Annotated in this window: 20 protein-coding genes; 10 read left to right on the top strand and 10 right to left on the bottom strand. The window is 65.9% G+C overall.

Features of this window, described 5'->3' with window-relative positions; all coding sequences use genetic code 11:
- Positions 1-91 precede the first annotated feature (91 nt).
- Positions 92-1,174, bottom strand: coding sequence for a porin (locus tag PQB87_RS39175; RefSeq protein WP_081082718.1), 1,083 nt, complete (start codon positions 1,172-1,174; stop codon positions 92-94).
- Positions 1,175-1,507: 333 nt separating this feature from the next.
- Between PQB87_RS39175 and PQB87_RS39170 the strand changes: the two genes are divergently transcribed.
- Complete coding sequence (locus tag PQB87_RS39170; RefSeq protein ID WP_153491181.1) at positions 1,508-2,470, top strand: cyclase family protein; 963 nt, start codon at positions 1,508-1,510, stop codon at positions 2,468-2,470.
- Positions 2,471-2,580: 110 nt separating this feature from the next.
- Complete coding sequence (locus PQB87_RS39165) at positions 2,581-4,260, top strand: class I adenylate-forming enzyme family protein (RefSeq protein ID WP_489244664.1); 1,680 nt, start codon at positions 2,581-2,583, stop codon at positions 4,258-4,260.
- A gap of 24 nt (positions 4,261-4,284) precedes the next feature.
- On the opposite strand, the gene PQB87_RS39160 is transcribed toward PQB87_RS39165, so the two are convergent.
- A complete protein-coding gene (locus PQB87_RS39160) occupies positions 4,285-5,211 on the bottom strand; it encodes a LysR family transcriptional regulator (RefSeq protein WP_124545288.1) in 927 nt (308 codons plus the stop codon).
- Between the two features lie 189 nt (positions 5,212-5,400).
- On the opposite strand from PQB87_RS39160, the gene PQB87_RS39155 reads away from it, so the two are divergent.
- Together PQB87_RS39155 and actP are read left to right on the top strand one after the other, a co-directional pair.
- On the top strand, positions 5,401-5,916 hold the full coding sequence (locus PQB87_RS39155) for a DUF485 domain-containing protein (protein ID WP_181523049.1): 516 nt from the start codon (positions 5,401-5,403) through the stop codon (positions 5,914-5,916).
- Positions 5,913-7,589, top strand: coding sequence for a cation/acetate symporter ActP (gene actP / locus PQB87_RS39150; protein WP_059484409.1), 1,677 nt, complete (start codon positions 5,913-5,915; stop codon positions 7,587-7,589). Before PQB87_RS39155 ends, actP begins: the two co-directional genes overlap by 4 nt.
- A gap of 71 nt (positions 7,590-7,660) precedes the next feature.
- On the opposite strand, the gene PQB87_RS39145 is transcribed toward actP, so the two are convergent.
- The 3 genes from PQB87_RS39145 to curA all read right to left on the bottom strand — a co-directional run bounded on the left by PQB87_RS39145 (position 7,661) and on the right by curA (position 11,819).
- Positions 7,661-9,838, bottom strand: a complete 2,178-nt coding sequence (locus tag PQB87_RS39145; protein WP_489244661.1) for an FUSC family protein — start codon at positions 9,836-9,838, stop codon at positions 7,661-7,663.
- 213 nt (positions 9,839-10,051) lie between these two features.
- Positions 10,052-10,735 carry a type 1 glutamine amidotransferase domain-containing protein gene (locus tag PQB87_RS39140; protein ID WP_048027836.1) on the bottom strand — a complete coding sequence of 228 codons (684 nt, stop codon included), beginning with the start codon at positions 10,733-10,735 and terminating at the stop codon, positions 10,052-10,054.
- Between the two features lie 43 nt (positions 10,736-10,778).
- On the bottom strand, positions 10,779-11,819 hold the full coding sequence (gene curA / locus PQB87_RS39135; RefSeq protein ID WP_489245157.1) for an NADPH-dependent curcumin/dihydrocurcumin reductase: 1,041 nt from the start codon (positions 11,817-11,819) through the stop codon (positions 10,779-10,781).
- A 581-nt stretch (positions 11,820-12,400) separates the two neighbouring features.
- On the opposite strand from curA, the gene PQB87_RS39130 reads away from it, so the two are divergent.
- From PQB87_RS39130 to PQB87_RS39115, 4 genes are all read left to right on the top strand, one after another.
- Positions 12,401-13,186: an SDR family oxidoreductase gene (locus PQB87_RS39130; RefSeq protein ID WP_048027832.1), complete on the top strand. Its 786-nt coding sequence runs from the start codon at positions 12,401-12,403 to the stop codon at positions 13,184-13,186.
- Between the two features lie 403 nt (positions 13,187-13,589).
- Positions 13,590-13,988: an antibiotic biosynthesis monooxygenase family protein gene (locus tag PQB87_RS39125; RefSeq protein WP_346656417.1), complete on the top strand. Its 399-nt coding sequence runs from the start codon at positions 13,590-13,592 to the stop codon at positions 13,986-13,988.
- Between the two features lie 81 nt (positions 13,989-14,069).
- Positions 14,070-15,086 (top strand): NADP-dependent oxidoreductase, encoded by a 1,017-nt coding sequence (locus tag PQB87_RS39120; RefSeq protein WP_489244658.1) that lies wholly within the window; start codon positions 14,070-14,072, stop codon positions 15,084-15,086.
- Positions 15,087-15,148: 62 nt separating this feature from the next.
- Entirely contained in the window at positions 15,149-15,460 is a 312-nt protein-coding gene (locus PQB87_RS39115) for a DUF3331 domain-containing protein (RefSeq protein WP_153491171.1), read from the top strand.
- Between the two features lie 36 nt (positions 15,461-15,496).
- Here PQB87_RS39115 and PQB87_RS39110 read toward each other — a convergent pair whose 3' ends face one another.
- From PQB87_RS39110 to PQB87_RS39095, 4 genes are all read right to left on the bottom strand, one after another.
- Positions 15,497-16,357, bottom strand: a complete 861-nt coding sequence (locus PQB87_RS39110; RefSeq protein WP_489244657.1) for a fumarylacetoacetate hydrolase family protein — start codon at positions 16,355-16,357, stop codon at positions 15,497-15,499.
- Positions 16,358-16,463: 106 nt separating this feature from the next.
- Entirely contained in the window at positions 16,464-17,765 is a 1,302-nt protein-coding gene (locus tag PQB87_RS39105; protein WP_502291567.1) for a c-type cytochrome, read from the bottom strand.
- Positions 17,766-17,848: 83 nt separating this feature from the next.
- On the bottom strand, positions 17,849-19,627 hold the full coding sequence (locus PQB87_RS39100; protein WP_059685791.1) for a GMC family oxidoreductase: 1,779 nt from the start codon (positions 19,625-19,627) through the stop codon (positions 17,849-17,851).
- A 7-nt stretch (positions 19,628-19,634) separates the two neighbouring features.
- Positions 19,635-20,198 carry a gluconate 2-dehydrogenase subunit 3 family protein gene (locus PQB87_RS39095; protein ID WP_226218009.1) on the bottom strand — a complete coding sequence of 188 codons (564 nt, stop codon included), beginning with the start codon at positions 20,196-20,198 and terminating at the stop codon, positions 19,635-19,637.
- Positions 20,199-20,871: 673 nt separating this feature from the next.
- Between PQB87_RS39095 and PQB87_RS39090 the strand changes: the two genes are divergently transcribed.
- Both PQB87_RS39090 and PQB87_RS39085 read left to right on the top strand, forming a co-directional pair.
- Entirely contained in the window at positions 20,872-21,861 is a 990-nt protein-coding gene (locus PQB87_RS39090; RefSeq protein WP_249456026.1) for an enoyl-CoA hydratase/isomerase family protein, read from the top strand.
- Between the two features lie 151 nt (positions 21,862-22,012).
- Entirely contained in the window at positions 22,013-22,159 is a 147-nt protein-coding gene (locus PQB87_RS39085; protein WP_081062303.1) for a DUF3096 domain-containing protein, read from the top strand.
- A 99-nt stretch (positions 22,160-22,258) separates the two neighbouring features.
- On the opposite strand, the gene PQB87_RS39080 is transcribed toward PQB87_RS39085, so the two are convergent.
- Positions 22,259-24,067 carry an alkaline phosphatase D family protein gene (locus PQB87_RS39080; protein WP_489244654.1) on the bottom strand — a complete coding sequence of 603 codons (1,809 nt, stop codon included), beginning with the start codon at positions 24,065-24,067 and terminating at the stop codon, positions 22,259-22,261.
- Between the last annotated feature and the right edge of the window lie 134 nt (positions 24,068-24,201).

The following is a 24,201-nucleotide window of genomic DNA, read 5'->3' as shown; positions in this document are numbered from 1 at the left end:
AATCGGCGCCCGCGCGCTGCGGCGGGCGATCGGATGGCCGGGATCGACAGGCTCTCGATTCGCCCGGCTCGGCGCGCGGGCCGCACGTGACCTAGAAGAGATGCCGAATCCCGACGACGGTGCCGAAAGTCGATCCCGACACGCCGTCCAGCGCGCCGTTGGTCGACAGTCCCGTGTTCATCCTGCCGTGGTTGTTGACGAACCCGAGCTGGCCGTAAATCAGCGTCGCCTTCGACAGGCTGTAGGTCAGGCCCGTTGCGGCCAGTATCGAATGGTTGCCGGTATCGTTCCCGTCGCTCGTGTACCAGACGCCCGCGTCGGCGTGGATCGTCGGCGTGAACCGGTAGCTCAGGCCGCCGCCGTAGACGCGGCTGTCGAACGCGCCCGCGACCTTGTAATTGACGAATACCGCGTTCACGGTCAGGTCGTTGAATTCGTAACGCGCACCGATCGTGCGGCCCGAGAACGCGACCGCACTCGGCACGGGCGTGGCCGCAGCCGTGCCGCCGGCGTTGCCGCTATACATCGCCGCGCTGACGAGCATCGGCCCGTAGGTGTAGTTCAGGCTCGCCGAGTACTGACGGCCCGCCTGGAAATTGCCGGCGGCGCCCCCCAGCGCGAGCATCGCGTTGCCCTGAAAGCCTGCAATCGTCGGGCTCGCATACGAGATGGCATTCGCGTTGAAGATGCCGGTGACGAACACGTTGCCCACATAGACGGGTACCTGGCTGCCGAAGAACGAGACGGAGCGAGGGTCGGTCGCGATCAGCGATAGCACGAACGGGGAAAACTGCAAGCCGGCCTTGACGGTACCCGCGCCGCTCTCGATACCGATCCACGCATGGCGGCCGAAGAAGTTTCCGTTCGAATCGGTGAAGCCGCCCTTCGACAGGTCGATGCCGCTCTCCAGCGTGAAAATCGCTTTCACGCCGCCGCCAAGATCCTCGCTGCCTTTCAGGCCGAACAGCGAGGGCGTCATGCCGCCGCTGATCAGCGAGAACTGATGGCCGGCGTTTCGCCCGGTCGCCGGATCGACCGTCTTGCTCGTGTACAGGATGCCGCTGTCGACGATGCCGTAAAGCGTCACGCTGCCCTGCGCATGGGCCTGCGGTACCGCCCCTCCCATGATGGCGGTGACCAGTGCGACTTCACGAATTCCGGGGCGAAATGACATCGTTGATTGTCTCCAATGTAATGTGGATTTCTAATGATTTGTGATTCTTGAATCTATTTGAATAAATGAGTCGGGAAATCATCCGGCCACGTATTTCCGTTTCATTTCGATCGATGTTAGATCATGGTGCCGCCGAATTGAAATACGGTAGTAGCACTAGATATGTACGCAATAAATAGAGGGCCATGAAAACAATTCATTTGCGTCGAATTTTCTGCCTGCCTACGCTTTCAACCATAAAAAATCGATGAATCCCGGCGCTCTGGGCGGAAGTCTTCCGTGCCTGCAGCCGACCGGGAAAATATGAGCGGTGGACTTGAAAGGAGACGATGCATGGAGTCGAAGAACGTTCCGGAGATGGCTGAACTGTTGCGCGATGCGCCGAAGAACTGGGGCAAGTGGGGGCCGGACGACGAAGTCGGGTCACTCAATTACCTGACCGAGACGGAGGTACTGCGCGGCGTTGCAGCCGTGCGTTCCGGCAAGACCTTCACGCTGCAGATCCAGATGGGCAATCCGAAGGGCGACCCTGTCTGGCCGGGGCGCTCCCAGGCCTGTCGCATGAACGTGATGGACAAGGGCCACTACATGTGCGGCAAGGGGCCGCTGTTCCCCGGGCTCCTCGAGTATGCGGACGACATGATGATCATGTATCTGCAGGGCTCCACGCAGTACGACGCCCTGGGGCACGTGTGGTACGGCGACCAGATTTGGAACGGCTATGACGCGAAATCGACGATCGGCGGCCTCGCGAAGGCGAGCGTCCTGCCGATCGCGGAGCGCGGCATCGTCGGGCGCGGCGTGCTGATCGACATCGCGCGGCATCGCGGCAAGGCCGTGCTCGATCCGGGCGAGACCTTCACGCATCGCGACCTGCTCGAGGCCGCCGAAGCGCAGCGCATGACGATCGAAAAACGCGACGTCCTCGTGATCCGCACCGGCTGGATCGGCTCGTTCTACGAGCGCGACAGGAGCGAGTTCTACAAGAATTTCATCGAACCCGGGCTGACCTACAGCCCGGCGCTCGTCGAATGGTTCCAGCGGATGGAGATCCCGAACCTCGTCACGGATACGATCGCGAACGAGGTGACGATCGATCCGGAATCGGGCGTTGCGCTGCCGCTGCACAACGCGCTGATGCGCAATCTCGGCGTCACGCTGACCGAGATCGCGCAGCTCGATCCGCTCGCGTCCGACTGTGCGGACGACGGTCAATGGTCGTTCCTCTACACGGCGGCGCCGCTCAAGGTCGTCAGCGGCAGCGGCGCGCCGGTCAACCCGGTGGTCATCAAGTAGGCCGTCCCGGCTCCGGCCCGACCGCGCCCGACGCCCGCAAGCGCCGGGCGCGCAGTGCAATTCCGGCGGCGCACGCACGTGAAGCCGCGCCGCCCGCTTCTGGAGTGTCCATGACGCCCTATGACAACAAGCCCTGGCTCGCGAACTACGCGGCCGGCCATCCGGCGACGATCGCGCCGGTATTTACCGACGCGCTCTCGATGTTCCGCGCGGCCGTCGCACGGGCGCCCGAGCGGGACGCGATACGGTACTTCGACGGCGTGCTGAGCTACGCCGAACTCGACGTGCAATCGGATGCCCTCGCAAGCGCGTGGCGCGCGCGCGGCTGCGTGGCCGGCGATCGCGTCGCGCTGTATCTGCAGAACGTGCCGCAGTTCGTGATCGCGCTGGTGGCCGCGTGGAAGCTCGGGATGATCGCGGTGTCGATCAATCCGATGAACCGCTCACGCGAGCTGCGCGTATTGCTCGCGGATTCGGGCGCGCGACTGCTGATCTGCCACGAATCGCTGTACGCGGACGTCGTCGGCCCGCTTCTCGCGGAGGAAGCGCGGGCCGCCGCGCGGGGCGAGCCGGCGGTGCAGCCGGCCGTGATGACCACGAGTGAACTCGAATACCAGCGCCGGCACGACGCACGGCTCTTTGCCGGTACGCGACGGCAGCCGGCGCTAGGTGTGGAGGATCTGTCGACGACGATTGCCGCTCATCGCGGCCACCGGCCGCCACCCGTCACGCTCGGGCCCACGGACGTCGCGATGCTCGTGTACACGTCGGGCACCACCGGCGTGCCGAAGGGCGCGATGAACACGCACGGCAACATCGCGTTCAACGCGCAGGTGTACCGTGACTGGATCGCGCTGCGGGAAGGCGGCCCGATCCTCGGCGTCGCGCCGCTGTTTCACATCACCGGGCTGGTGGGACATATCGGCGCCGCGTTGATCTGCGCGGCACCGCTGATACTTGCATGCCGTTTCGAGCCGGGCGTCGTGCTCGATGCGATCCGCGAGCATCGCGCCGAATTCACGATCGGCTCGATCACGGCGTTCATCGCGCTGATGAACCATCCGCATGCAACGCGCGAGCATCTGGCGTCGATGCGACGCATCTACTCGGGCGGCGCCCCGATTCCGCCGAGCGTCATCGATGCGTTCCGCGAGCGCTTCGGCCACTACATTCACAACGGTTACGGCCTGACCGAGACGAACTCGCCGACGCACTGCGTGCCGCTCGATCGCGACGCACCGGTCGATCCGTCGACGGGCACGCTCGCTGTCGGCGTGCCGGTATTCAACGTGGAGTCGTACATCGGCGACGAAGCCGGCCGCCCGCTACCGCCCGGCGAGATCGGCGAGATCATCACGCGTGGGCCGATGGTCGTGCCCGGTTACTGGAACAAGCCGGCGGAGAGTGCGAAAGCGATCGTCGACGGCTACTTCCGCACCGGCGACGTCGGCTTCATGGACGAGCACGGCTGGTTCTATCTCGTCGATCGCAAGAAGGACATGATCAACGCGGGCGGCTACAAGGTCTGGCCGCGCGAGGTCGAGGATGTCCTGTACTCGCATCCGGCGGTACGCGAGGCCGCGGTCGTCGGCGTGGCGGACAGTTACCGGGGCGAAACCGTCAAGGCGGTCGTGAGCCTGAAGCCGCATGCCGAAGTCACGCCCGACGCGTTGATCGCCTACTGCAAGGAGCGGATGGCGGCGTACAAGTATCCGCGCATCGTCGAGATCATCGACGAACTGCCGAAGACCATGACGGGGAAGATCCTGCGGCGCGAGCTGCGCGGGTGAGCGCGCGGCCGGCGAGGCACCGCATCACGGGTGGCTCGCCGTGTCCGCGCGAACGGGATCGAATATGTCGCCCAGTTGCCGACGTAGCCAGCCGTTCGCGGGATCGGCATCGGAGTTCGCATGCCAGTAGAGGTAGGTATCGATCGACGCGTCGAACGGGCATTCGAGCATCCGGTTGCCGCACATCTCGTTGAGCAGCCGCGCGTACCGCTCCGGCATGGTCAGCAGCAGGTCGGTCTGGTTGACGACGCGGCACGCGGCGAAGTAGCGGACGCATCGCAGGCGCACGCGGCGTTCGGCGCCGAGCCTGACGAGCGCGGCATCCTCGACGCCGCCGCCGCGCTGCCGGCTCGTCACGAGCACGTGCTCTTCGGCGAGATAGGCGTCGAGGTCGAGGCGCTGTCCGACGCGCGGGTGATCGCGCCGGCACAGCACGACGTACCGGTCGGTCGACAGCCGGGTACTGCGGACGGATTGCGGGTGCGGCAGCAGCACGTCGATCACGGCATCGAGCGAGCCGGTGAGCAGGTCGGCCTCTATCGCGCGCCGGTCGTGTTGCACCGCGGCGATATCGATCGACGGTGCGTGCTGCGCGACGTATTGCGCGATGGCCGGCAATACCACCGGTTCCTGCGCATTGAGGATGCCGATCGTGAAACGCCTGATCGTCGTCGCGACATCGAACCGGCTGGCTTCATGCAGCGTGCATTCGAGCGTATGCAGCCCGTTGCGCACGCGCGCAATGATCGCCCTCGTGAACGGGGTGGGCATCATGGCATTGCCGTGGCGCTCGAACAGCGGGTCGCCGAGCAACTCGCGCAGCCGGTTCAGCGCATGACTGACCGCCGACTGACTGAGGCTGAGCTGCTGCGCCGCGCGCGTGATGCTCTGCTGGGCGTAGATGCGTTCGAGTACCACCAGCAGGTTCAGGTCGGTACGGAAAAGGTTCATGACGTCGCGAATGAAAGGAGGGCGCGGCAGCAGCGGCGATTCGTGAGAAATACCGCGCGAAGACACGTTTTTTCCACCCCCCGGACGGGGGGCGGTTCGCCTCGCGCCGCTCGCCCCGGGAATCCGTGCGTGCGCGAGCCCCGAGTGACGGTCGTCGACGGGAACCGTCGGTGTTTCCCCGGGGGACACGTGAGCACGCCGACGCCCCCCACCTGTGGGGGCTGTTATTCGCCGATGGCGGAAATATGCTCGGTCGTCCTGGCGATCGCGCAGCCAGGGCCGGCCGGGCAGGGAAGCGATCCCTATCTTATGGATGACGAATCGATTGACGGGATGACGGATACGCAAGGCGATCCCGATTCTCAAAACTGGCGATGGAGGAGACAAATGACGTTGAATGCAAGCGCAGTTTCACGTATCCGGGAGCACGCGAAGTTTCGAGAGCTGGTCGACGAACGCGCACGCCTGGGCCGGGTGTCGATGGTCATCGTGCTGGGCGCGTATTTCGGGTTGATTGCGCTGGTCGCGTTGCGGCCCGACCTGTTGCGCAGTGCCGCGTGGGCCGGCAGCGTCACGACCGTCGGCGTGATCTTCGCGATCGCCGTGATCGTGGCGGGATGGGGGCTGACGTGGCTGTATGTCCGCGTCGCGAATGACCGGTTCGAACGTCTGACCGGCGAATTGCTGGGCGAGGTGGGGCAATGAATCCGATCGCACGCGTTTCGACCGCGGCATTCGCGCTTGCCGCCGCGCCGGGCGGCCTTGTATGGGCCGGCCCCGCCGTGGAGGCGGGGCAGCGTCAGCCGCTCAATCCGGCCGCCATCGCGATGTTCATGGTGTTCGTCTGCATGACGCTGGGCATCACGTACTGGGCGGCGCGCCGTACCAGGACGGTCAACGACTTCCTCACCGCCGGCGGCGGAATCAGCGGGCTTCAGAACGGCCTTGCGGTCGCCGGCGACTACATGTCCGCCGCGACGTTGCTCGGCGTCGTGAGTCTCGTCTACGCGAAGGGCTACGATGGCCTGCTTTATGTCGTCGGTTTCTTCGTCGGATGGCCGGTGATGCTGTTCCTCATGGCCGAACGACTGCGCAATCTCGGCCGGTTCACGTTCGTCGACATCATCGCCTACCGGCTCGATCCGGTCAGCACGCGCTGGATGGGCGTGGTCAGTTCGTTGACGGTCGTGTTCTTCTACCTCATCGTCCAGATGGTCGGCGCGGGGGAACTCGTTCAGCTGCTGTTCGGCATCGACTACAACTATGCGGTCGTCGGCGTCGGGTGTCTCATGATCGTCTACGTGACGTTCGGCGGGATGATCGCGACGACGTGGGTTCAGATCATCAAGGCCGTCCTGCTGATGTTCGGCGGCACGTTGCTGACGCTGTTGGCGCTCGGTCACTTCGGTTTCAGCTTCGAACGGCTCGCGCGGTCGGCGATCTCGGTACACCACGCGGGGAACGCGCTGATGGAGCCGGGCCGCCTGTTCTCGGACCCCGTTTCGGCCGTCTCGATGTCGCTCGCAACGGTGTTCGGGCTCTCCGGGCTGCCGCACGTGCTGATGCGCTTCTTTACCGTTCCGAATGCACGGGAAGCCCGGAAGAGCGTATTCGTGGCGAGCACGTGCATCGGCTTCATGTTCATTGCGATGTTCGTCATCGGGCTCGCGAGCGTCGTGATCGTCGGCACCGATCCGCAGTTCTTCGAGGGCGGACGCGTGGGCGGCGTGCTGCGCGGCGGGAGCAACATGGTGGCGATGCATCTCGCCGACGCGACGGGCGGCAGCCTGTTCCTCGGTTTCCTCGCGGCGGTGACGTTCGCCACCATCCTGGCCGTGGTGTCGGGCCTGGTGCTGGCGGGTGCGTCGGCCGTATCGCACGACCTCTATGCGGGCGTGTTGCGCAAGGGCCGAGCGAGCGGGGCCGATGAAATCCGCGTCACGCGGTGGACGACGCTGGCGATCGGCGCCGTGGCCGTCGTGCTCGGCCTCCTGTTCAAAGGGCAGAACCTCGCTTTTCTCGTGGCACTGGCGTTCAACGTTGCCGCTTCGGCGAATTTTCCGCCGCTCGTGCTTTCGATGTACTGGAAGGGGCTGACGAGCCGCGGGGCCGTCTGCGGCGGCGTCGTCGGGCTCGTATCGTCGGTCTCGCTGGTCATTCTGTCGCCGGCGGTGTGGAAGTCGGTGCTCGGGCATCCGGCTGCCGTGTTCCCGTACGATCATCCGGCGCTGTTTACGATGCCGCTGGCGTTCCTGGCGAGCTACGTGATGTCGACCCTCGATCGCAGTTCGAGGGCCGACGCGGAGCGGCATGCGTTCGACGCCCAGTTCGTGCGCGCCCAGACCGGGCTCGGTGCGGAACGGGCCGTCGAGCATTGACCGGAACGAACCGCGTCGCCCGCCGCGCGCCGGTGAACGAGCCGGTGTGCGCGGCGGGTACCGACGCGTGGTCAGTGCGGGCGGAAAGCGGAGAGCGGCGAGTCGGGTGCCGCGAGCGCGCTGTGAATGAAATGCAGGCTGCCGAGCACCGTTTGAAGGCGGGGCGCGGACGGGCCTGCCGCATCGGCGGTCTGCATCGTCCGTTGCAGCGCGGCGATTGCAACCTGTACCGCGTGCGTGGCAGCAGCGCCGGCCTTCGGTGTCGGCGCCTCGAACAGCAGCCGGATCGCGCGGCACGCGGATGCGCAGTCGTCGAGCCAGGCCGGTGCGGCGTCCGGCGCGGCTCGTGCGGCCTCGATGGCCGTTGCGTCGCGCAGGTCCGCGACGGCCGAGCCGATCTCGAGGACGGACAGAAACCATTCGACCGACTCGCCGTTTGCCGCCGGATCGTCACGCGATATCGACCGGACCTGATACATGAGGTCGCGCGTGCGGCTTTCGAAGCGCGTGCGCAGCGTTGCGACCGAATCGGTGCATGCGAACACGACCTGCCTGCGCAGGTCGGCCAGCAGATGCCGGCGCAACCCGCGCATCGTCGGCGGCAGGAACAGCTCGAACGCGACGGACGCCATCAGCATGGACAGGACCAGCGCGATCGCGTCGTTCATGAAGGACGTCGGATCGTAGGCGACGACATTGTCGGGGCCGGTCAGAAAGCAGAAATAGATGCAGTAGCCGATGCCGTACCCGGCCAGCGACGCGCGCGTCGTCATCCAGCATCCCAATGCGAGCGGCGCGGCGAGTACCACGCAGAGCAGCGGGAAGCCGTCGATGACCGGATAGACGACGAACATGACGATCAGCCCGACGACGGACGCGAACGCGGTGCCGATCGCCATCTGGAACGCCGTGCGAGACGGGTGCGCGGAGGAAGCGACCAGCGCGCAGATGGCACCGCCGTTCAGCACGAGCAGCGCGCCCGACGGCCACGCGGTCGCGATCCAGAACGCGCTGAGCACGAGCGTCAGCAGCATCGCGCGGACGCCGGCGACTGCCGCGATGAGCGGATTGGTGCGCGGTTCGTAGGGCGTCACCCACTGTTCGCGCTCGTGTGCGGTGGCGTTCAGCGACAGATAGGTGCTCGCATAGGCGACATAGCTGCCCAGGAACCGGTCGAGCAGGTCGACCGCCGTGTCGAAATCGAGCGCGGTCGTGCCGCTGCCGAGCCGGTTTCGCGCCAACTGCGCACGTCCGGGCAGCGCCGTGCGGCAGTGCTCGAGCGTGGCGGCCAGCGACGCGGCGAATGCGTCGATATCGTCGGCGTGCGTCGCGTCCTGCCGTATGAGTCGGAGCGGCTCTGCGATACCGGCCATCAGTGCGTCGATCTCCGTCAGCACCCCATCGGCTCGCGCGACACGCAGCCGGGCGATCAGCTGACTCAATGCGTGCAGCCGCGTCGACGCCGCCATGCGCTCCGCATTGAGCCGCGTCAGGCGGCCGTTTCGCAAGCGCGTGTCGGGGCCTTCGAACACCGCTGCGCTGCGCGCGGCTTCGGCGCTCACGGTCTCGTCGACGATGCGCACGCTCAGCGCCTCGAGAAACGACCGGTCGATCCGGCCGGACAGAATCGACAGCACATCGTCCGCGAACGCGGTGAACCGCGTGCGGTTCACGCGGCTGATCTGTTCGCTGACATGCTGCGGAAAGACGAGCGCGCTGACCGCGCCCGAACTCAGGATGCCGATTGTCACCTCCGTCACGCGCGTCATCGCAGAAAGAAAGGCCGCGTCCGGATGCTGCCATGACGGGATGCCGATGAGCGCGGCCGTGTAGCCGGCGAGCACGAATCCATAGGTCCGGAAGTTGCGGTTTCGCGCGGCCCCCGCGGTGCACATGCCGATCCAGAGCGCGGTGGCGCCGAGGAAGAGTTCGGGTACCTGCCCGAACAGGCCGATCAGCACCAGCATGGCCAGCAGGCCCACGATCGTGCCGCAGATCCGGTACAGGCTTTTGGCGAGCACCATGCCGCTTTGCGGCTGCATCAGCACGAAGACCGTCGTCATCGCCGTGCGCGGCATCGGGAGTTCGAGCTTCATCGCCACGCCGAGCGCCAGCAGCGCGGCGAGCAGGGTCTTGAAGATGTACAGCCAGGTGACGCCGCTCGTGCCGGCCCAATGACGGGCCGCATCGGCGATACCTGTTTTGGTATCCGAAATAGATGACGTGAATCTGGAGGGCGGCGAAGACATGATGGATGTGGTGCGCGATGCAGGCGTGCGGCGACAGGACGACCGTGATTGTATTTTCCGGAGGCGCGTTCGAGTATTGCGCGTGGTGTTAAACGCTTTTTCCGGATCAGGATCGATGTGAGCGCGCGACGGCCGTTTTCCCGCGCGTTTCGTTCGTGCGCGAGCCGGCGGCGAGCCGGGTGCTCGCCGCCGGTGCGGGGGGCGCTTCTCGGGTCAGGCGCGCGTCAGCAGTTTCAACAGCGCGTGGGCGGCCGGTTCGGACGACGCCGGATTCTGGCCGGTGATCAACAGGCCGTCGACGACCACATACGGTTGCCAGTCATCGGTTTTCGAATAACGACCGCCCTTCGACTTGAGTTCGTCCTCGACGAGAAACGGCACGACGTTCGTCAACCCGACGGCATCCTCTTCCGAATTCGAGAAGCCGGTGACGTTCCTGCCGGCGACGAGCGGCTTGCCGTCCGGCCCCTTCGCATGGCGCAGCACACCCGGTGCGTGGCAGACGGCCGCGACCGGCTTGCCCAGTGCGATGGCCTGCTCGATCAGCGAGACCGACCGTGCGTCTTCGGCGAGATCCCAGAGGGGGCCGTGGCCGCCCGGATAGAACACCGCGTCGAACGCGTCGACCGCGACCTCCGACAGTTTTTGCGTGGCTGCGAGCGCGGCGCGCGCGTCCGGATCGGCTTCGAAGCGGCGCGTGGCGTCGGTCTGGAACGCGGGGTCCGCGCTTTTCGGATCGAGCGGCGGCTGGCCGCCGGCCGGCGACGCCAGCGTGATGTCGGCGCCCGCGTCTTTCAGCGTGTAGTAGGGCGCCGCGAATTCCTCGAGCCAGAAGCCGGTTTTCTCGCCGGTCGAACCGAGGGTGTCGTGGGAAGTCAGGACGAACAGAAGTTTCATGATGTCTAGGGATGGAGATGAATGATGGATGCGCGAATTCGCTTCATGCAGCGACTTCGGCGACGCGCACGACCACCTTGCCGAAGTTCTTTCCTGCCAGCAGGCCGATGAGCGCTTCCGGCGCGTGTTCCAGGCCGTCGGTGACGTCTTCGCGCGGCGTGATCTCGCCGGCCTCGACCCAGCGGCTCATTTCGGCCAGGAACGCCTGATAGCCGGTCGCATAGTGGTCGAGGATGATGAAGCCCTCCATGCGGATCCGTTTCTTCAGGAGCGTGTCGGTCAGGCGCGGCAGCCGGTCGGGGCCCGGCGCCGGTTCGCTGTCGTTGTATTGCGAGATCAGGCCGCAGAGCGGCACGCGTGCGCCGACGTTGAGGAGCGGCAGCACGGCGTCGAAAATCGCGCCGCCGACGTTCTCGAAGTAGATGTCGATGCCGTCGGGGCAGGCTTGCGCGAGTTGCCGTGCAAGATCGGGGGCCCGCCGGTCGATGCACACGTCGAAGCCGAGCGTCTCGGTGACGTACCGGCATTTCTCCGCGTCTCCCGCAATGCCGACGACGCGGCAGCCCTTGAGCTTCGCGATCTGGCCGACGACGGCGCCCACCGCGCCGCTCGCCGCCGCGACCACGACCGTTTCGCCCGGCTTCGGTTGCCCGATCTGCAGCAGGCCCGTATAGGCGGTGAAGCCCGGCATGCCAAGTACGCCAAGCGCATGGGACGGGCGCTCGAGATCCGTGCCGAGCGGCATGAGGTCGGTGCCGTCGGAGAGCGCGTAGTCCTGCCAGCCGCTGTCGCCCAGGACCAGCTCGCCCACCGCGAACGCGGGATGCTTCGACGCGACGACGCGACTGACGGTGCCGCCCACCATCGTGTCGCCGAGCGCAACCGGCGGCGCGTAGGACGGCGCGTCGCTCATGCGCCACCGCATGTAGGGATCGAGCGACAGGTAAAGCGTCTGCAGGAGGACTTCGCCGTCGGCGGGCGTCGGCACCGCCGTGGTTTCGAGCCGGAAGTCGTGCGCTGCCGGCGCACCGACGGGGCGGCTGGCCAGGACGACCCGGCGATTGACGGATGGGGAATGCGGCATGGATGACCTCTGTGTAACGGTTTCGCCGCCCGGATCGGGCCGGCGGCGGCGGGTTATTCGCGTGACGGTCGAGATGCGCGGGACGACGTGCCACGACGGCACGACGCACGAACAAAGTAGACCAGTCGTCTATAGCGTGGACGCTTGCGGGCAACGTCACAGGGCATGACCTGCGGGGGTGCGCCGGGTTGCGCCATGCATCGCATGAATGCGAGGGCCGACATGGCGGTCGGACCGTGACGCGGATCATACGGCTGAGTAGACCAGTCGTCTAGTGAGGGGGAGGCGCGATTTCGCGCTTTCCGATCGGTCCCGTTTGCGGTTGACGCGGCGCGCATGGCCACGGCAAACGGGGTATCCGTTCCCCGCAAGGGCCGTGTCATAAGGCGCTCGCCGGAATCGGGCGTTGCTGCGACTGACGGCATGCGGCCGCTTCCGAACCGTGTCGTCGATGCGGTCCGCCTCCCCATTCGGGGGGGCCGTTGGCTGCGGGAAACGCCGTAACGTAGTCGGCAAGATCGCCGTCCGGGCGGGTCGTCCGGCCGGGCGGCGCCATCATCGTGAACCGAGCGGGAGGATGCATGACCAGAACGGTGTTGATAACCGGTGCGGGGTCCGGATTCGGGCGAGGGGTCGCGTTCGCACTGGCGGAGCGGGGGCATCGTGTCATCGCGTGCGGCCAGATCTGGCCGCAGGTCTGGGCACTGCGTCAGGAGGCCAAGGCGCGCGGCGTGGACATGCAGGTCATCAAGTTCGATGTGACGAACGAAATCGATCGTGCGCACGCATTGACGCACGAGGTCGATGTCCTGCTGAACAACGCGGCCATCATGGAGTCCGGCCCGCTCGTGGAGATCCCGATCTCCGTGTTTCGTTCGGTCTTCGAAACGAATGTCTTTGCGGCGCTGGAGGTCGCGCAGGGCTTCGCGCGCAGGATGGTCGCGCGCGGGCATGGCCGGATCGTCTGGATGTCGTCGGTCGCGGGATTGATCAAGGTGCCGTTCGACGGCGCTTACGCCGCGTCGAAGCATGCCGTCGAAGGCATCTGCTCCGCGATGGCGGAAGAATTGCAGCCTTACGGCGTCGAAGTCGTCACGATCAATCCGGGTGCCTATCGCACCGGCTTCAACGATACCGGCATGGAAAGCATGGATCAGTGGTGGGATCAAGGCGAGCGCGTCGTCGCCCATTGGCCGAAGCGCGAACTGAATCGGCAACACGATCCCGCGGAAATGATCGACGCCATCGTCACGGTGATCGAGGCGGAGGCGCCGCCGTATCGCACGGTCAGGCCCGAATCCGCCGAGCAGCTCGTGCGCGACGAACAGGCCGCCGCATGGCAGCGGGTCGTCGGCGGCAAACAGTGACCGGCTCGAACGAGCGCCCGTCGGTCGGCGAGTTCGGCATGCGTGGCTGCGGGTTGCCGTCAGCGTCGGGGGCCGGTGCTTCCAGAGGTTTTTTCACCCCCCCGTACTGGGGGTAGAGCGGTCGGCAGGACAACGCTATCGTTGGCTCATCGTCGCGACGGGCCGAAACGATGCAGGCAGGCCGGTTCGTATCGAGCGGGTGCGGTGACGTCGTCCGGTTCCGGAGCGAGGCCGCGCAGCATGAACCGGCTCGATCGTTCCGCACCGACCTCATCTGCCGATCCGACCGCGGCTGAAAAACTGCCGGGACGTCGTGCTGAACCGCGCATGAACCCGTCGACGATTGCATTGCTCGACCGGCCGCGTTCGCCTGTCCACGCGAGCCGGCAGCAGGGCAGCGCGCATGCACGCGCCGCCCACCCGGAATGTCCGGCCCGGGATCGATGCCGGCATCGTGTCAATTGCACTGCGCGACGGTTCGCGTTGCGCGGAGAAACCCGCCATGATTTTTGAAATTGCCCAGATCGAGATCCAGGAAAACGGAGAGCAGGGATTCGAGCGCGCGGTCGCCGAGGCGAAGCCGCTCATCGAACGCGCCCCCGGTTGCCATGGCTTGCGCCTGTATCGCGGTATCGAGCAACCGTCGCGCTACCGCCTGATGGTGCAATGGGAAAGCGTCGCGCTGCACGACGCCTTTCGCCAGACAGCCGATTTTCAGCGTTGGCGCGAACTGGCCGGCCCCTTCTTCGTGGGCCCGCCGTCGGTCGAGCACGTGAGCGAAGTCCGAATCGCCGGTGCATGAGGCACGGTACGCCGCCGCATCCGTGCGGCGTGCCCGGCCGGCACCGCCGGCACCCTGGGTTCTTGCAAGGAGAGAGGGGCGGTGAGGTTATCCACGATCAGCACGCAGATTCAACTGGCGAGACGGCCGAACGGTCAGCCGGTCCCGGACGATTTCCTGACGGTCGAGGTGCCGCTTCCGGCGTTGGCGGACGGCGAGGTTCGCGTACGCAACGAATACGTTTCGGTCGATCCGTACATGCGCGGCCGGATGGACGACCGGCCGTCGTATGTCGAACCGTTCAAGCTGCATGAAATGATGACGGGCGCCGCGGTCGGCCGTGTGACCGACAGCGCGTCGAGCACGTTCGCACCCGGCGATCTCGTGCTGCACCGCTACGGCTGGCGCGACATCGCGCAGGGCGCCGCAGTCGAATTCACCCGCGTCGCGGACTTGCCCGACCTGTCGAGCAGCGTTCACCTCGGCGTCATGGGCGCAACGGGCATGACGGCCTACGTCGGGCTGCTCGTGGTGGCACGCATGCGCAAGGATGAAGTCGTGTTCGTGTCCGCGGCGGCGGGCGCGGTCGGTTCGCTCGCGGGGCAGATCGCGCGGCTGAAAGGCGCCGCGCACGTGATCGGCTCGGCAGGGAGCGACGAGAAAGTTGCCGTGATGCGCGAACGCTACGGATACGATGCGGCGTTCAACTACCGGCGCGCGCCGGTGCTCGAGCAGCTGGCGGCCGCGGCACCGGCAGGTATCGACGTCTATTTCGACAACGTCGGCGGCGATCATCTCGAGGCGGCCTTGTCGGCCTTCAATTACGGCGGGCGGGCGGCGATCTGCGGCGCCATTTCGCAGTACGACCGCGTCGGCGTGTCGCCCGGGCCGCGGTTCATGGAAAACGTCGTCTACCGGAGCCTGACGCTGACGGGCTTCCTGCTGCACGACTATCGGCAGCACCGCGACGCGTTCGTCGACGAAATGGCGGCGTGGTTGAGGGCCGGGCAGATCGTGCACGACGAGACGATCGTCGACGGTATCGCGCGCGCGCCGGAGGCCTTTATCGGGCTGATGAACGGGACCAACACCGGCAAGATGCTGGTCAGGATCACGTGACCGATTGAACACGCGCGGTCGACCGGGCCCACGGCTCGACCGCACCGGCTTGCGGGTGGGACATGCCTGATGCGATTTCACGACTGGACGACGGGCCGCGCGTGGGTTCCGCCCGCGAGTTCGCGGGTGCCCGGGTGACGGTGCTGGAATGCGACGGAAGCGTGCTGGTGGTTCGTTGGGTCGAGCCCGGCGTCCGGCACTTCGGCGAGCAGCGCTGGCGGCGTGTCATCGCGTCGCGCCGCGGCGTCTGCGTGCTGACGCATGTGCCGATCTTCCCCGGCGACGCGGTGTTTCGTCCGGCGGAGCGGCCGAGGCCCACCAACGCCGGCGCGATGATCCTCGCGAACGATGCGCTGATCATGCAGCCTGGCTGAACGCATGCCGGCGCGCACTGCGCCGGCCCGACCGGATCACGATTGCACGACGGTATTCCTGAGTACGCCGATCCCCTCGATCTCGATCTCGCACACGTCGCCGGCGCGCATCCAGTGCGGCGGATTGCGCGCCATGCCGATGCCCGACGGCGTGCCGGTCGCGATGACGTCGCCGGGCTCGAGCGTCATGACTTCGCTGATGGTGGCGATCAGCGTAGCGATGTCGAAGATCATGTCGTTCGTATTGGCGTCCTGCATGACGACACCGTTGAGCCGGGTCTGAAGCCTGAGACCGGCCGCGCCCGCCGGCAATTCGTCGACGGTCACCAGCTCGGGGCCGAGTGCGCCCGTTTCGTCGAAATTCTTTCCGACCGTCCATTGCGGCGTCTTGAACTGATAGTCCCGCAGGGTCGCGTCGTTGAAAGCCGTATAACCGGCCACATGGTTCAACGCATCGCTTCGCGCGATGCGCCGGCCGCCGCGCCCGATGACGACCGCCAGCTCGCCTTCGTAGTCGAGCTGATCCGATTCCGTCGGCATGCGTATCGCGGCGCCGTGCGCGGTCAGGCTGCTGCGAAAGCGTGCGAAGAGTGTCGGATACGACGGAACCTCGTATCCCGCCTCGTGCGAGTGCTCGACATAGTTGAGCCCGACGCAGATGATCTTCGCCGGCCGCGTCACGGGCGGGAGCAGGGTGCAATCGGCCAGGTCCAGCGGCCGGCCGGCCAGCTGGAGGCGTTCGCTTGCCTGCGCCAGCGCGGCAGGACCGCCGGAAACGAGGGTGTCGAGATCGCCGGGAAAGTCCGGGTCGCTACGCGTCAGTCCGAGATAACGGCCGTCGCCGAAGCGGATGGCGACGCCGGTGGCGCCGTCGCGGACAAAGCTGATGAATCGCATGATGGTTTTCCGATAATCGAGTCAAACAAGTGGAAGGCCCGTGCCGCGCAGACCTTCGATCGCGTGCGGGCGACGGGTTCCGCGTGATACGGGCCGCCGCCCGAGGTCATTTGCCGGTCGAACCGGGCGCGCCGTCGTCGGTCACTTCGTTCGTGACGGCAGCCCGAATCCGCTTCAGTTGCGCCGGATCGACCTGCCGCCGGACTTTCGCGACGTCGGAGGCGCTCACTTCGCCGGCACGATTGCCCCAGCTGCCGCGGACGAACGTCGCGAGCTCGGCGACCTGCATGTCCGACAGCCGCCAGCCGAATGCGGGCATGGCCAGCGGCGCCGGATCGGATCGGGTCGACGGCATCCGCGAGCCGGTCAGAATCACGTGAATGACCGACGACGGATCGTCGGACGTGACCACCGCGTTGCCCGCCAGCGCGGGAAATGCCTTCATCGCGCCGCTGCCGTCCGAACGATGGCACGCGTTGCAGTTGTCGAGGTACAGCAACGCGCCGCCTGTCGGCGTGACGCCCGAGCGCAACGCCGCGGTCGTATCGGACTTGACGGGAGGTGCCGCCGACGTCCGCGTTGCGCGACCGGGGCCCGGGCTGACGAGGTAATCGGCCACCGCGGCCAGGTCGGCGTCGCTGAAATACTGCGTGCTGTTCTCCACCACTTCGGACATCCCGCCGAACGCGGCGCTGCCGTGCGATCGTCCGGTGCGCAGAAGCTGGACGATGCTGTCCCGTGTGCGCTCGCCCGCACCGTTTCCGTCGCCGGGGCGCAGGTCGGGCGCATGCCAGCCCGCGAGCGTGTAGCCGCTCAGGTACAGGTCCGTCCCGCGTGCGTCCAGCGCCTTCTCCTGGCCCATCGGACCGTGAGGCGTATGACATGCGCCGCAGTGCGCGAGCCCTTGGACGAGATAGGCACCACGATTCCACGTCGCGCTTTGCGTCAGGTCCTCGCGATACGTGCCACTGGGCCGGAACAGAAGATTCCATCCCGCGAGCAGCACGCGCAGGTTGAACGGAAAGTGGAGCCGCGTCTCGGTGTTCGGCTGGCCGATCGGGCGCACGCCGTGCATGAAGTACGCATAGAGTGCACGGGTATCGGTGTCGCTGACCTTCGAGAACGACGGATACGGCATGGCCGGGTAGAGCAGGTGCCCGTCCTTCGCGACGCCTTTGCGCAGCGCGGCCGCGAAATCGTCGTAGCTGTAGCGGCCGATCCCGTGCGTGGTATCGGGCGTGATGTTCGTCGAATAGATCGTACCGAATGGCGTTTCCATCGGCAGCCCGCCCGCAAACGGCTGGTCGCGGCGCGACGTGTGGCATGCCACGCAATCGCCGACGCGCGCCAGATAGGCGCCGCGCGCGATCTGCCCGGCATCCTGCGCGTTCGCGTCGGCCGGTTTCAACCACGTAGCCAGCGCGGTGAAAGTGCATAGCAGACCGAATGAGATTCCGGCCAGTTTCTTGTATCGCTCACCCATTGCCTTTCCTATGTCGGTAGCAGCGGACCGGGATTCTTCAGGTACTGCTCGCGAATCGCGCGCGCCGAGAAATACGCTTGCGCGCCGACCATGCCTGTCGGGTTGTAGGCCCAGTTTTGCGGAAACGCGCAGGCTCCCGTCACGAATACGTTGTGGACGTCCCACGATTGCAGGTACTTGTTCACGACGCTCGTGTCCGGACGATCCCCGCAGACCGCGCCGCCCGTCGTATGCGTGGTCTGGTACGGCCGCATGTCGAAGTGATCGCCGATCTTCCCGGCGTGGACCGACATCGATTTCGGCTTCATCGCGCGCGCGACCTGCTCGGCCTTGCCGGTGACGAAGCGCGTCATGCGCATCTCGTTGTCGTGCCAGTCGAACGTCATGCGCAGCAGCGGGAGGCCGTATGCGTCGCGATAGGTCGGATCGAGATCCAGGTAGTTCGTGCGGTAAGACATGACCGACCCCGCCGTACCGATGGAAAACGAATGCAGGTAGTTGTCCTTGAGCGCCTTCTTCCACGCCGAGCCCCATTTGGGCGTGCCTTCCGGCAGCAGGGTCTGTCCGATCGGACGGCCGCCGGTGACCATCGCGCTGATATAGGCACCGCCGACGAACCCCGCGGCGGAATGATCGAAGTGGTCCGCATTGAAGTCGTCGAATGCCTGGCCGCCGGAGCCGGCGCCGATGAACGGATCGATGTGGACGTCCTTGTCGAAGAACAGCGAGACCGCGCTGTTCTTCTGATAGGCGAAGTTCCTGCCGACGGTACCCGTTCCCGTCGCCGGATCGTACGGCGTGCCGATCCCGGACAGCAGCAGCAGGCGCACGTTGTGCATCTGGAACGCGCACAGCACGACGATGCGCGCCGGCTGAAACACTTCCCGGCCCTGCGCATCGAGATAGGTCACGCCGGTCGCGCGCTTGCCGTCCGAATCGAGTTGCACACGCGTCACATGGGATCGGTCGCGCAACTCGAAATTGGGTTTGGCCAGCAAGGCGGGCAGGATGCAGGCTTGCGGCGATGCCTTCGCATACATGTAGCAGCCGAAGCCTTCGCAATAGCCGCAGAAGTTGCACGGGCCGAGCTGCATCCCGTACGGATTCTGATAGGCGATCGACGCATTGGACGCGGGTATCGGAAAGGGATGAAAACCGGCGTCGCGCGCCGCGTTCCGGAACAGCGTCGCCGGATAATTGTCGGCGAGCGGCGGGCACGGATAGTCGCGCCGGCGCATGGCCTCGAAGGGATTCCCGCCGTCGACGATCCGGCCGCGCAGATTGCCTGCCTTGCCCGACGTGCCCATCACGGCCTCGAGGCGCTCGAAGTACGGTTCGAGTTCGTCCAGTGAGTAAGGCCAGTCCTGGATCGTCATGTCGCCGGGGATGAACCCGGCGCCATATCGCTGCACGTAGTGCGAGCGGATCTTGAGGTCGGCGGCATTGGCACGCCAGGTCGTGCCGTTCCAGTGCACGCCCGAGCCGCCTACCCCGGTACCCAGCAGGAATGCGCCGAGCTGCCGGTAGGGCAACGCGTCTTCGTTCGGCGCATGCCGGATCGTGACCGTCTCGTGCGCAAGATTCTGCATCAGCTTGCGCCGCTGAATGTAGGCGAGCTCGTCGGCGATGGCGGGGTACGCGAACTCGGGGCTCGTATCGCGGTTTGCGCCGCGCTCCAGGCCGACCACGGTCAGGCCGGCCTCGGCCAGCTCCATCCCCATGATCGAACCTGTCCAACCCATCCCGACGAGGACGGCATCCACTTCCGGCTTCGTGATTTGCGGCATATGCGTCTCAACCCTGTTGACCTTCGATGCTGACGGGCCCATACGGGTAGCGCTTGCCGGTCCCGACCCAGTCGAGGAAGTCCGCCCTGGCCCCGGGAAAGCCGATCATTTTCCAGCTGCCCATCTCCTTGTTGCCGCCGTGTATCGGGTCCGACAGATAGCCTTCGCGGGTGTTCTCCAGCAGAAACGCGAAGAAATCCGCCGACGAGATCGCGTCGAATGCCATCGCGCCGGACTCCAGGCGTGCGAGCACGCCGGTTTGTTCCGCGACGGGGAGTTCGGCAAAGCGCTTGCCGGCGAACTCGCGCATGCAGCTTGCGTTCGTCGCCTGGATGCCGGCCCGGTACAGCTCGCGCGGCGTGAGCCTCGACTGATAGCCGAACAGCGGGGAGGCCGCGCGAAACGGGCCCTGCATGTACCAGTGCGCCGCGTAGCCGTAACCGGTTTCCAGTTGCCGGTCGATGAAGACGGGAACGTTCAGGTCGAGCGCACCGGGCCCCTCGTCGTCGTGCGGGATCAGGCGATCCACCGCCGCGAGCACGAAGTGCCATTCTTCGGGCGTGAAGAACACCGGACGATAGGTGTCGAGCCGAACGCCGCTGCCGGCATTTTGCGTCGCCGTCGGTGCCGGCGATGCGTCGTCGCCCGAATGGCACCCGCCTATCGCGACGGCGGCGGGAACAATGGCGACGCGTTTGAGGAAAACACGCCGGCCTGACTCAGGCGCCGGCTTGTCGCCGGATGATGGGCTTTTGTTCATGGATGGGGCGGATCATTCCGTGGTGTCGTCGGTGCGCGGCCGCTACGGTCTGCAGACCATGCAGCGACAGCGTGCCGGTACGCACTTCGACCGGCATGAGTCGGGCGGATGCCCAGGAGGGGAGACGCGCGCCGGATCATGTGTCGAAGGGGCCATGCCGCCAAAAGTACCCATGGCCCGGCGCGAAGGCAGCCCCCTGTTCGGGGAGGGCGTGCAGGATCGACCCGCCCCGCGCTGCCGCGCGAGGTCGATCGGGGCGCCCCCCCACTTAGGGAGGATTCTTGCAAAGGCCCCGACGTGGCGAGGATCATGGCGTCGGCGAAGCTTGCTTTTTCAAACTGACGAATGCCGCTCAACGACGCCGGATTGCCGGCGCAGTCATTGCCATCCGCAGTGACATGGGGACCGCCGCGCCAGGGGATTGCAACTGCGTTACTTGATGCCGCCGCGGATTGCGAGCCGGGCGCGGCTCTGCCGAGGCGAGATGAAACCAACCCAGGAGTCTGCCATGTCGACTATCTCTCGACGTACCTTCGTCCAGTCAATCGGTGCCGCCACATTCGCGCCCGGTGTGTTGCTCGCGTCTTCGGAAGGGGGCGCTGCTCCCCAACCGTCCGCGCCATCACAAGGGGGAGGCGGAAGCTATGCCGATTACAAACATATCCGGGTTACCCGCGATAGCGGCGTCGCCACGGTTACCCTGGACTATCCGCCGCTGAATCTGCTCGACGAGGTTCTCTCGGAGGAGTTCGACTCGCTGACCCGGCTGCTGGAACAAGATGCGAGCGTACGTGTCGTTGTCCTGCAGAGCGCCGTGCCGAAGTTCTTCATTGCTCACTCGGGCCTGCACCGTGTCGGCTCGGCGCCGAAGACGACTTCGAATACGCGCACCTTCCGCCTGACACAGATGCTTGGCGAGCGCTTGCGCAACATGCCCAAGGCCGTCATCGCGAAGGTCGAAGGGATCGCCCGCGGCGGCGGCTGCGAAATCGCGCTGGCCGCGGACATGTGTTTCGCCGCGATTGGCGAAGCCGTGTTCGGTCAGCCGGAGGTCGTGTGCGGGCTCGTCCCCGGCGGCGGCAACACGCAGCGCCTGCCGCGGCGGATGGGGCGCGCCCGCGCCCTCGAGGTACTGCTGGCCGGGGAAGACTTCTCCGCGGAGCTGGCCGATCACTACGGCTATATCAATCGTGCATTGCCGGCCAGGGAACTGGGCCCGTTCGTGGACAAGCTGGCACGCCGCATCGCGACGTTCCCGCCCTCCACGATTGCACACCTGAAGCGGTCCGTGGACATGGGGTCCGACGTTTCCTTCTCCGAAGGCTTGTTGGTGGAAGCGCACGAGGCCGATCTTTGCGTGGCCAACGAAGCGATACAGGCGCGTGTGAAGGCGATACTCGCAGCCGGTGCCGAGACCTACGAAGGCGAACTCCACTTTCCGGACCTGTCCGCGAAGCTGCCCCCCGCTGATTGAGCGATCTGCGCGGCTCCGGAAGAGAATGCTCGCCGATTCGACGACCCGACGCGGCACGCGTCGAGCCGGGCATGGAAATCGCTCCTATACGTGGATCAGCGTCGCACCGACGCACATCCGATTTCGCGATCCACTGTCAGGAGGCCGCGCCATGCACGAATTCACGAACTGGAGCCCATTGGTTTCGCTGATCGCCGGGATTCTCATTCTGGTGGTACCGCGCTTGCTGAATTACATCGTTGCGCTCTACCTGATCATCATAGGGTTGCTCGGGCTTTTCGGCGGACATTTACACTGACGCACCGCGCGAAACGGCCCTGTGGACGACCGCACAGGGCCGCTTGCTCGAGTTTCCGGAGACGCGCAATGCCGCCGGGAAACGGCGGCGCGTCGGAACCTACAAGTGCTCGACGCGTACCTCGACTGAATCCCTGGGCACGGTCAATCGCGTGCGGCCAAGCAAAGCATCCGCGGGCGCGGTGCCGTCCGGGTTCAACGGCTTCATCTTGTTGAACGTGACGGAAAAGGAGTCCGGCGTGACCGTGGCCGACGCGTAACCCTGCGCGTCGTGGTCGGCGTGGCACAGATCGGGGTTGTTCGCCATCAGGAAGCGGTCGAGTCTGACAGGCGTCGCCGCGATGGACGCGAGCGGTGTGCCGTTCCATGCGGCCTTCAGGTAGGAATAGAACGACATGCTGCTGATGCCGGCGCAGACGAAATCGACGATGACCGGCACTCCCGTCGCGGGATCGGGATCGTCCCGCACGACACCGCACTGAAATGCGTGCAGGTCTCCGGTGATCGCGACGACGTTATGGATCCCGTGCTCCCTCAAGTAGGCGAGCAGTTCGTGCTTGTGCGCGGGATAACCGTCCCATGCGTCGCAATCGACCACGAGGCGGGCCCCCGGTGTCTGGGGTGCACCCGGCATCACGAACCACAGACGGTTCAACATCACCTCGTTGCCCCATACCTTCCAGGTTGCCGGCGAGTCCTTCATCGCGGCTTTCCACCATTGCGTCTGTTCCGGACCGAGCAGCGACGGCGGGCGGCCCAACTGCCGGGCAAGACGCGCCTCGTCGCGTTGCAGTCCATCCTGCTTGACGAAGTAGCGCGAGCCGGCTGCGTCGTCACCGTGCACCGGGTCGTGCCCGTGCGCGCGCGCGATAGCGGATTCGCTCACGACATGGTCGTCGCGATACAGCCGCTCGTCCGTCATCACCAGATGCATCAGCATGCCGAAACGAAAATCGCGGTAGATGCGAATGTTCGTGTACGACGGATCGTCCGGCTCGAAGCGCACGTCGCCCCAATCCACCGGCATGTACTCTGCCCACGCGCGACTGGCGTTGCGGCGCCGCCGGGTTTCCTGTCGCTCCTCGTTGGTGTAGACCTGATGATCCTGCCAGCAATCGTCGGAAAATTCGTGGTCGTCCCAGATCGCGATCATCGGCAGGCGCTGGTGCAGTGTCTGCAAGCGCGAATCGGTGCGATAGGCGCGATAGAGCGTCCGGTAGTCGTCGAGCGAATCGGCATACGCGCGGCCGTCCGCGAGCCGCTTGCCGTCGGGCAGATGCAGCGGAGAATGTGCCGGCTCGGCCTGGCCGGGGGGAGAGGTCCCGACCGTTTCATAGATATAGTCACCCACGTGCACGACGAAATCGAGATCGCGTTCGGCGGCCATCAGCGTCATCGCTTGCCAGTGGTTGACGCTCCAGTCCTGACAGGTGAGCCACGCGAAGCGAACCTGTTCGTTGGCCTCGCCGGCCTCCGGTGCCGTGCGCGCGACACCGGTCATGCTGACGTCGCCGCCGGCGACGAACCTGTAGTGGTAGGTCGTCTTCGGCGAGAGTGCCGCCACCTTCGCGCGCACGGTGAAGTCGTAGATGGCCAGCGCCCTCAGCGGTACGCTGGCGACGAGCGTCGAGAAATCCGGCAGCGTCGATACTTCGAGTCGTAGCGGTACCGCGCGCGCGGCACTTCTTGCATCGTGCTGGTCGCCGCCCGGTACCGGCACGCAGCGTGTCCAGAACACGATGGAGCGATCGCGCGGATCGCCGCTTGCGACACCTTGCGGAAATTGACTGGTTTTTTTGCGCGCGGTGCTGCCCGGCAAGCCCGCTGGTGAAACGTCGTACGGGACAGCAGCGGCGGCAGCCGCAATGGTAAAAAAGGCCGACGACTTGAGGAAATGGCGACGATCCATTGATCCTCCCGATCGCATCCCGCGGATGCAGGAAGCACTGCAGCAGGCGTCCGCTTCTCTCGCTCAACGAGCTTGCCGGCGTTACGCAGCGAGGGCAGGTAGTGCAGTCGATCCGGAACATTACTGCGAAGATC

It is taken from the genome of Burkholderia sp. KL41 (assembly GCF_057005415.2).
This window is presented reverse-complemented; position numbering and strand designations above follow the sequence as displayed.

What these genes read in the sequence shown, in the direction of transcription:
- PQB87_RS39175 (WP_081082718.1), bottom strand. Translation starts at nt 1,174, where the DNA reads ATGTCATTTCGCCCCGGAATTCGTGAAGTCGCACTGGTCACCGCCATC.
- PQB87_RS39170 (WP_153491181.1), top strand. Translation starts at nt 1,508, where the DNA reads ATGGAGTCGAAGAACGTTCCGGAGATGGCTGAACTGTTGCGCGATGCG.
- PQB87_RS39165 (WP_489244664.1), top strand. Translation starts at nt 2,581, where the DNA reads ATGACGCCCTATGACAACAAGCCCTGGCTCGCGAACTACGCGGCCGGC.
- PQB87_RS39160 (WP_124545288.1), bottom strand. Translation starts at nt 5,211, where the DNA reads ATGAACCTTTTCCGTACCGACCTGAACCTGCTGGTGGTACTCGAACGC.
- actP (WP_059484409.1), top strand. Translation starts at nt 5,913, where the DNA reads ATGAATCCGATCGCACGCGTTTCGACCGCGGCATTCGCGCTTGCCGCC.
- PQB87_RS39145 (WP_489244661.1), bottom strand. Translation starts at nt 9,838, where the DNA reads ATGTCTTCGCCGCCCTCCAGATTCACGTCATCTATTTCGGATACCAAA.
- PQB87_RS39140 (WP_048027836.1), bottom strand. Translation starts at nt 10,735, where the DNA reads ATGAAACTTCTGTTCGTCCTGACTTCCCACGACACCCTCGGTTCGACC.
- curA (WP_489245157.1), bottom strand. Translation starts at nt 11,819, where the DNA reads ATGCCGCATTCCCCATCCGTCAATCGCCGGGTCGTCCTGGCCAGCCGC.
- PQB87_RS39130 (WP_048027832.1), top strand. Translation starts at nt 12,401, where the DNA reads ATGACCAGAACGGTGTTGATAACCGGTGCGGGGTCCGGATTCGGGCGA.
- PQB87_RS39125 (WP_346656417.1), top strand. Translation starts at nt 13,590, where the DNA reads ATGCACGCGCCGCCCACCCGGAATGTCCGGCCCGGGATCGATGCCGGC.
- PQB87_RS39115 (WP_153491171.1), top strand. Translation starts at nt 15,149, where the DNA reads ATGCCTGATGCGATTTCACGACTGGACGACGGGCCGCGCGTGGGTTCC.
- PQB87_RS39110 (WP_489244657.1), bottom strand. Translation starts at nt 16,357, where the DNA reads ATGCGATTCATCAGCTTTGTCCGCGACGGCGCCACCGGCGTCGCCATC.
- PQB87_RS39100 (WP_059685791.1), bottom strand. Translation starts at nt 19,627, where the DNA reads ATGCCGCAAATCACGAAGCCGGAAGTGGATGCCGTCCTCGTCGGGATG.
- PQB87_RS39090 (WP_249456026.1), top strand. Translation starts at nt 20,872, where the DNA reads ATGAAACCAACCCAGGAGTCTGCCATGTCGACTATCTCTCGACGTACC.
- PQB87_RS39085 (WP_081062303.1), top strand. Translation starts at nt 22,013, where the DNA reads ATGCACGAATTCACGAACTGGAGCCCATTGGTTTCGCTGATCGCCGGG.
- PQB87_RS39080 (WP_489244654.1), bottom strand. Translation starts at nt 24,067, where the DNA reads ATGGATCGTCGCCATTTCCTCAAGTCGTCGGCCTTTTTTACCATTGCG.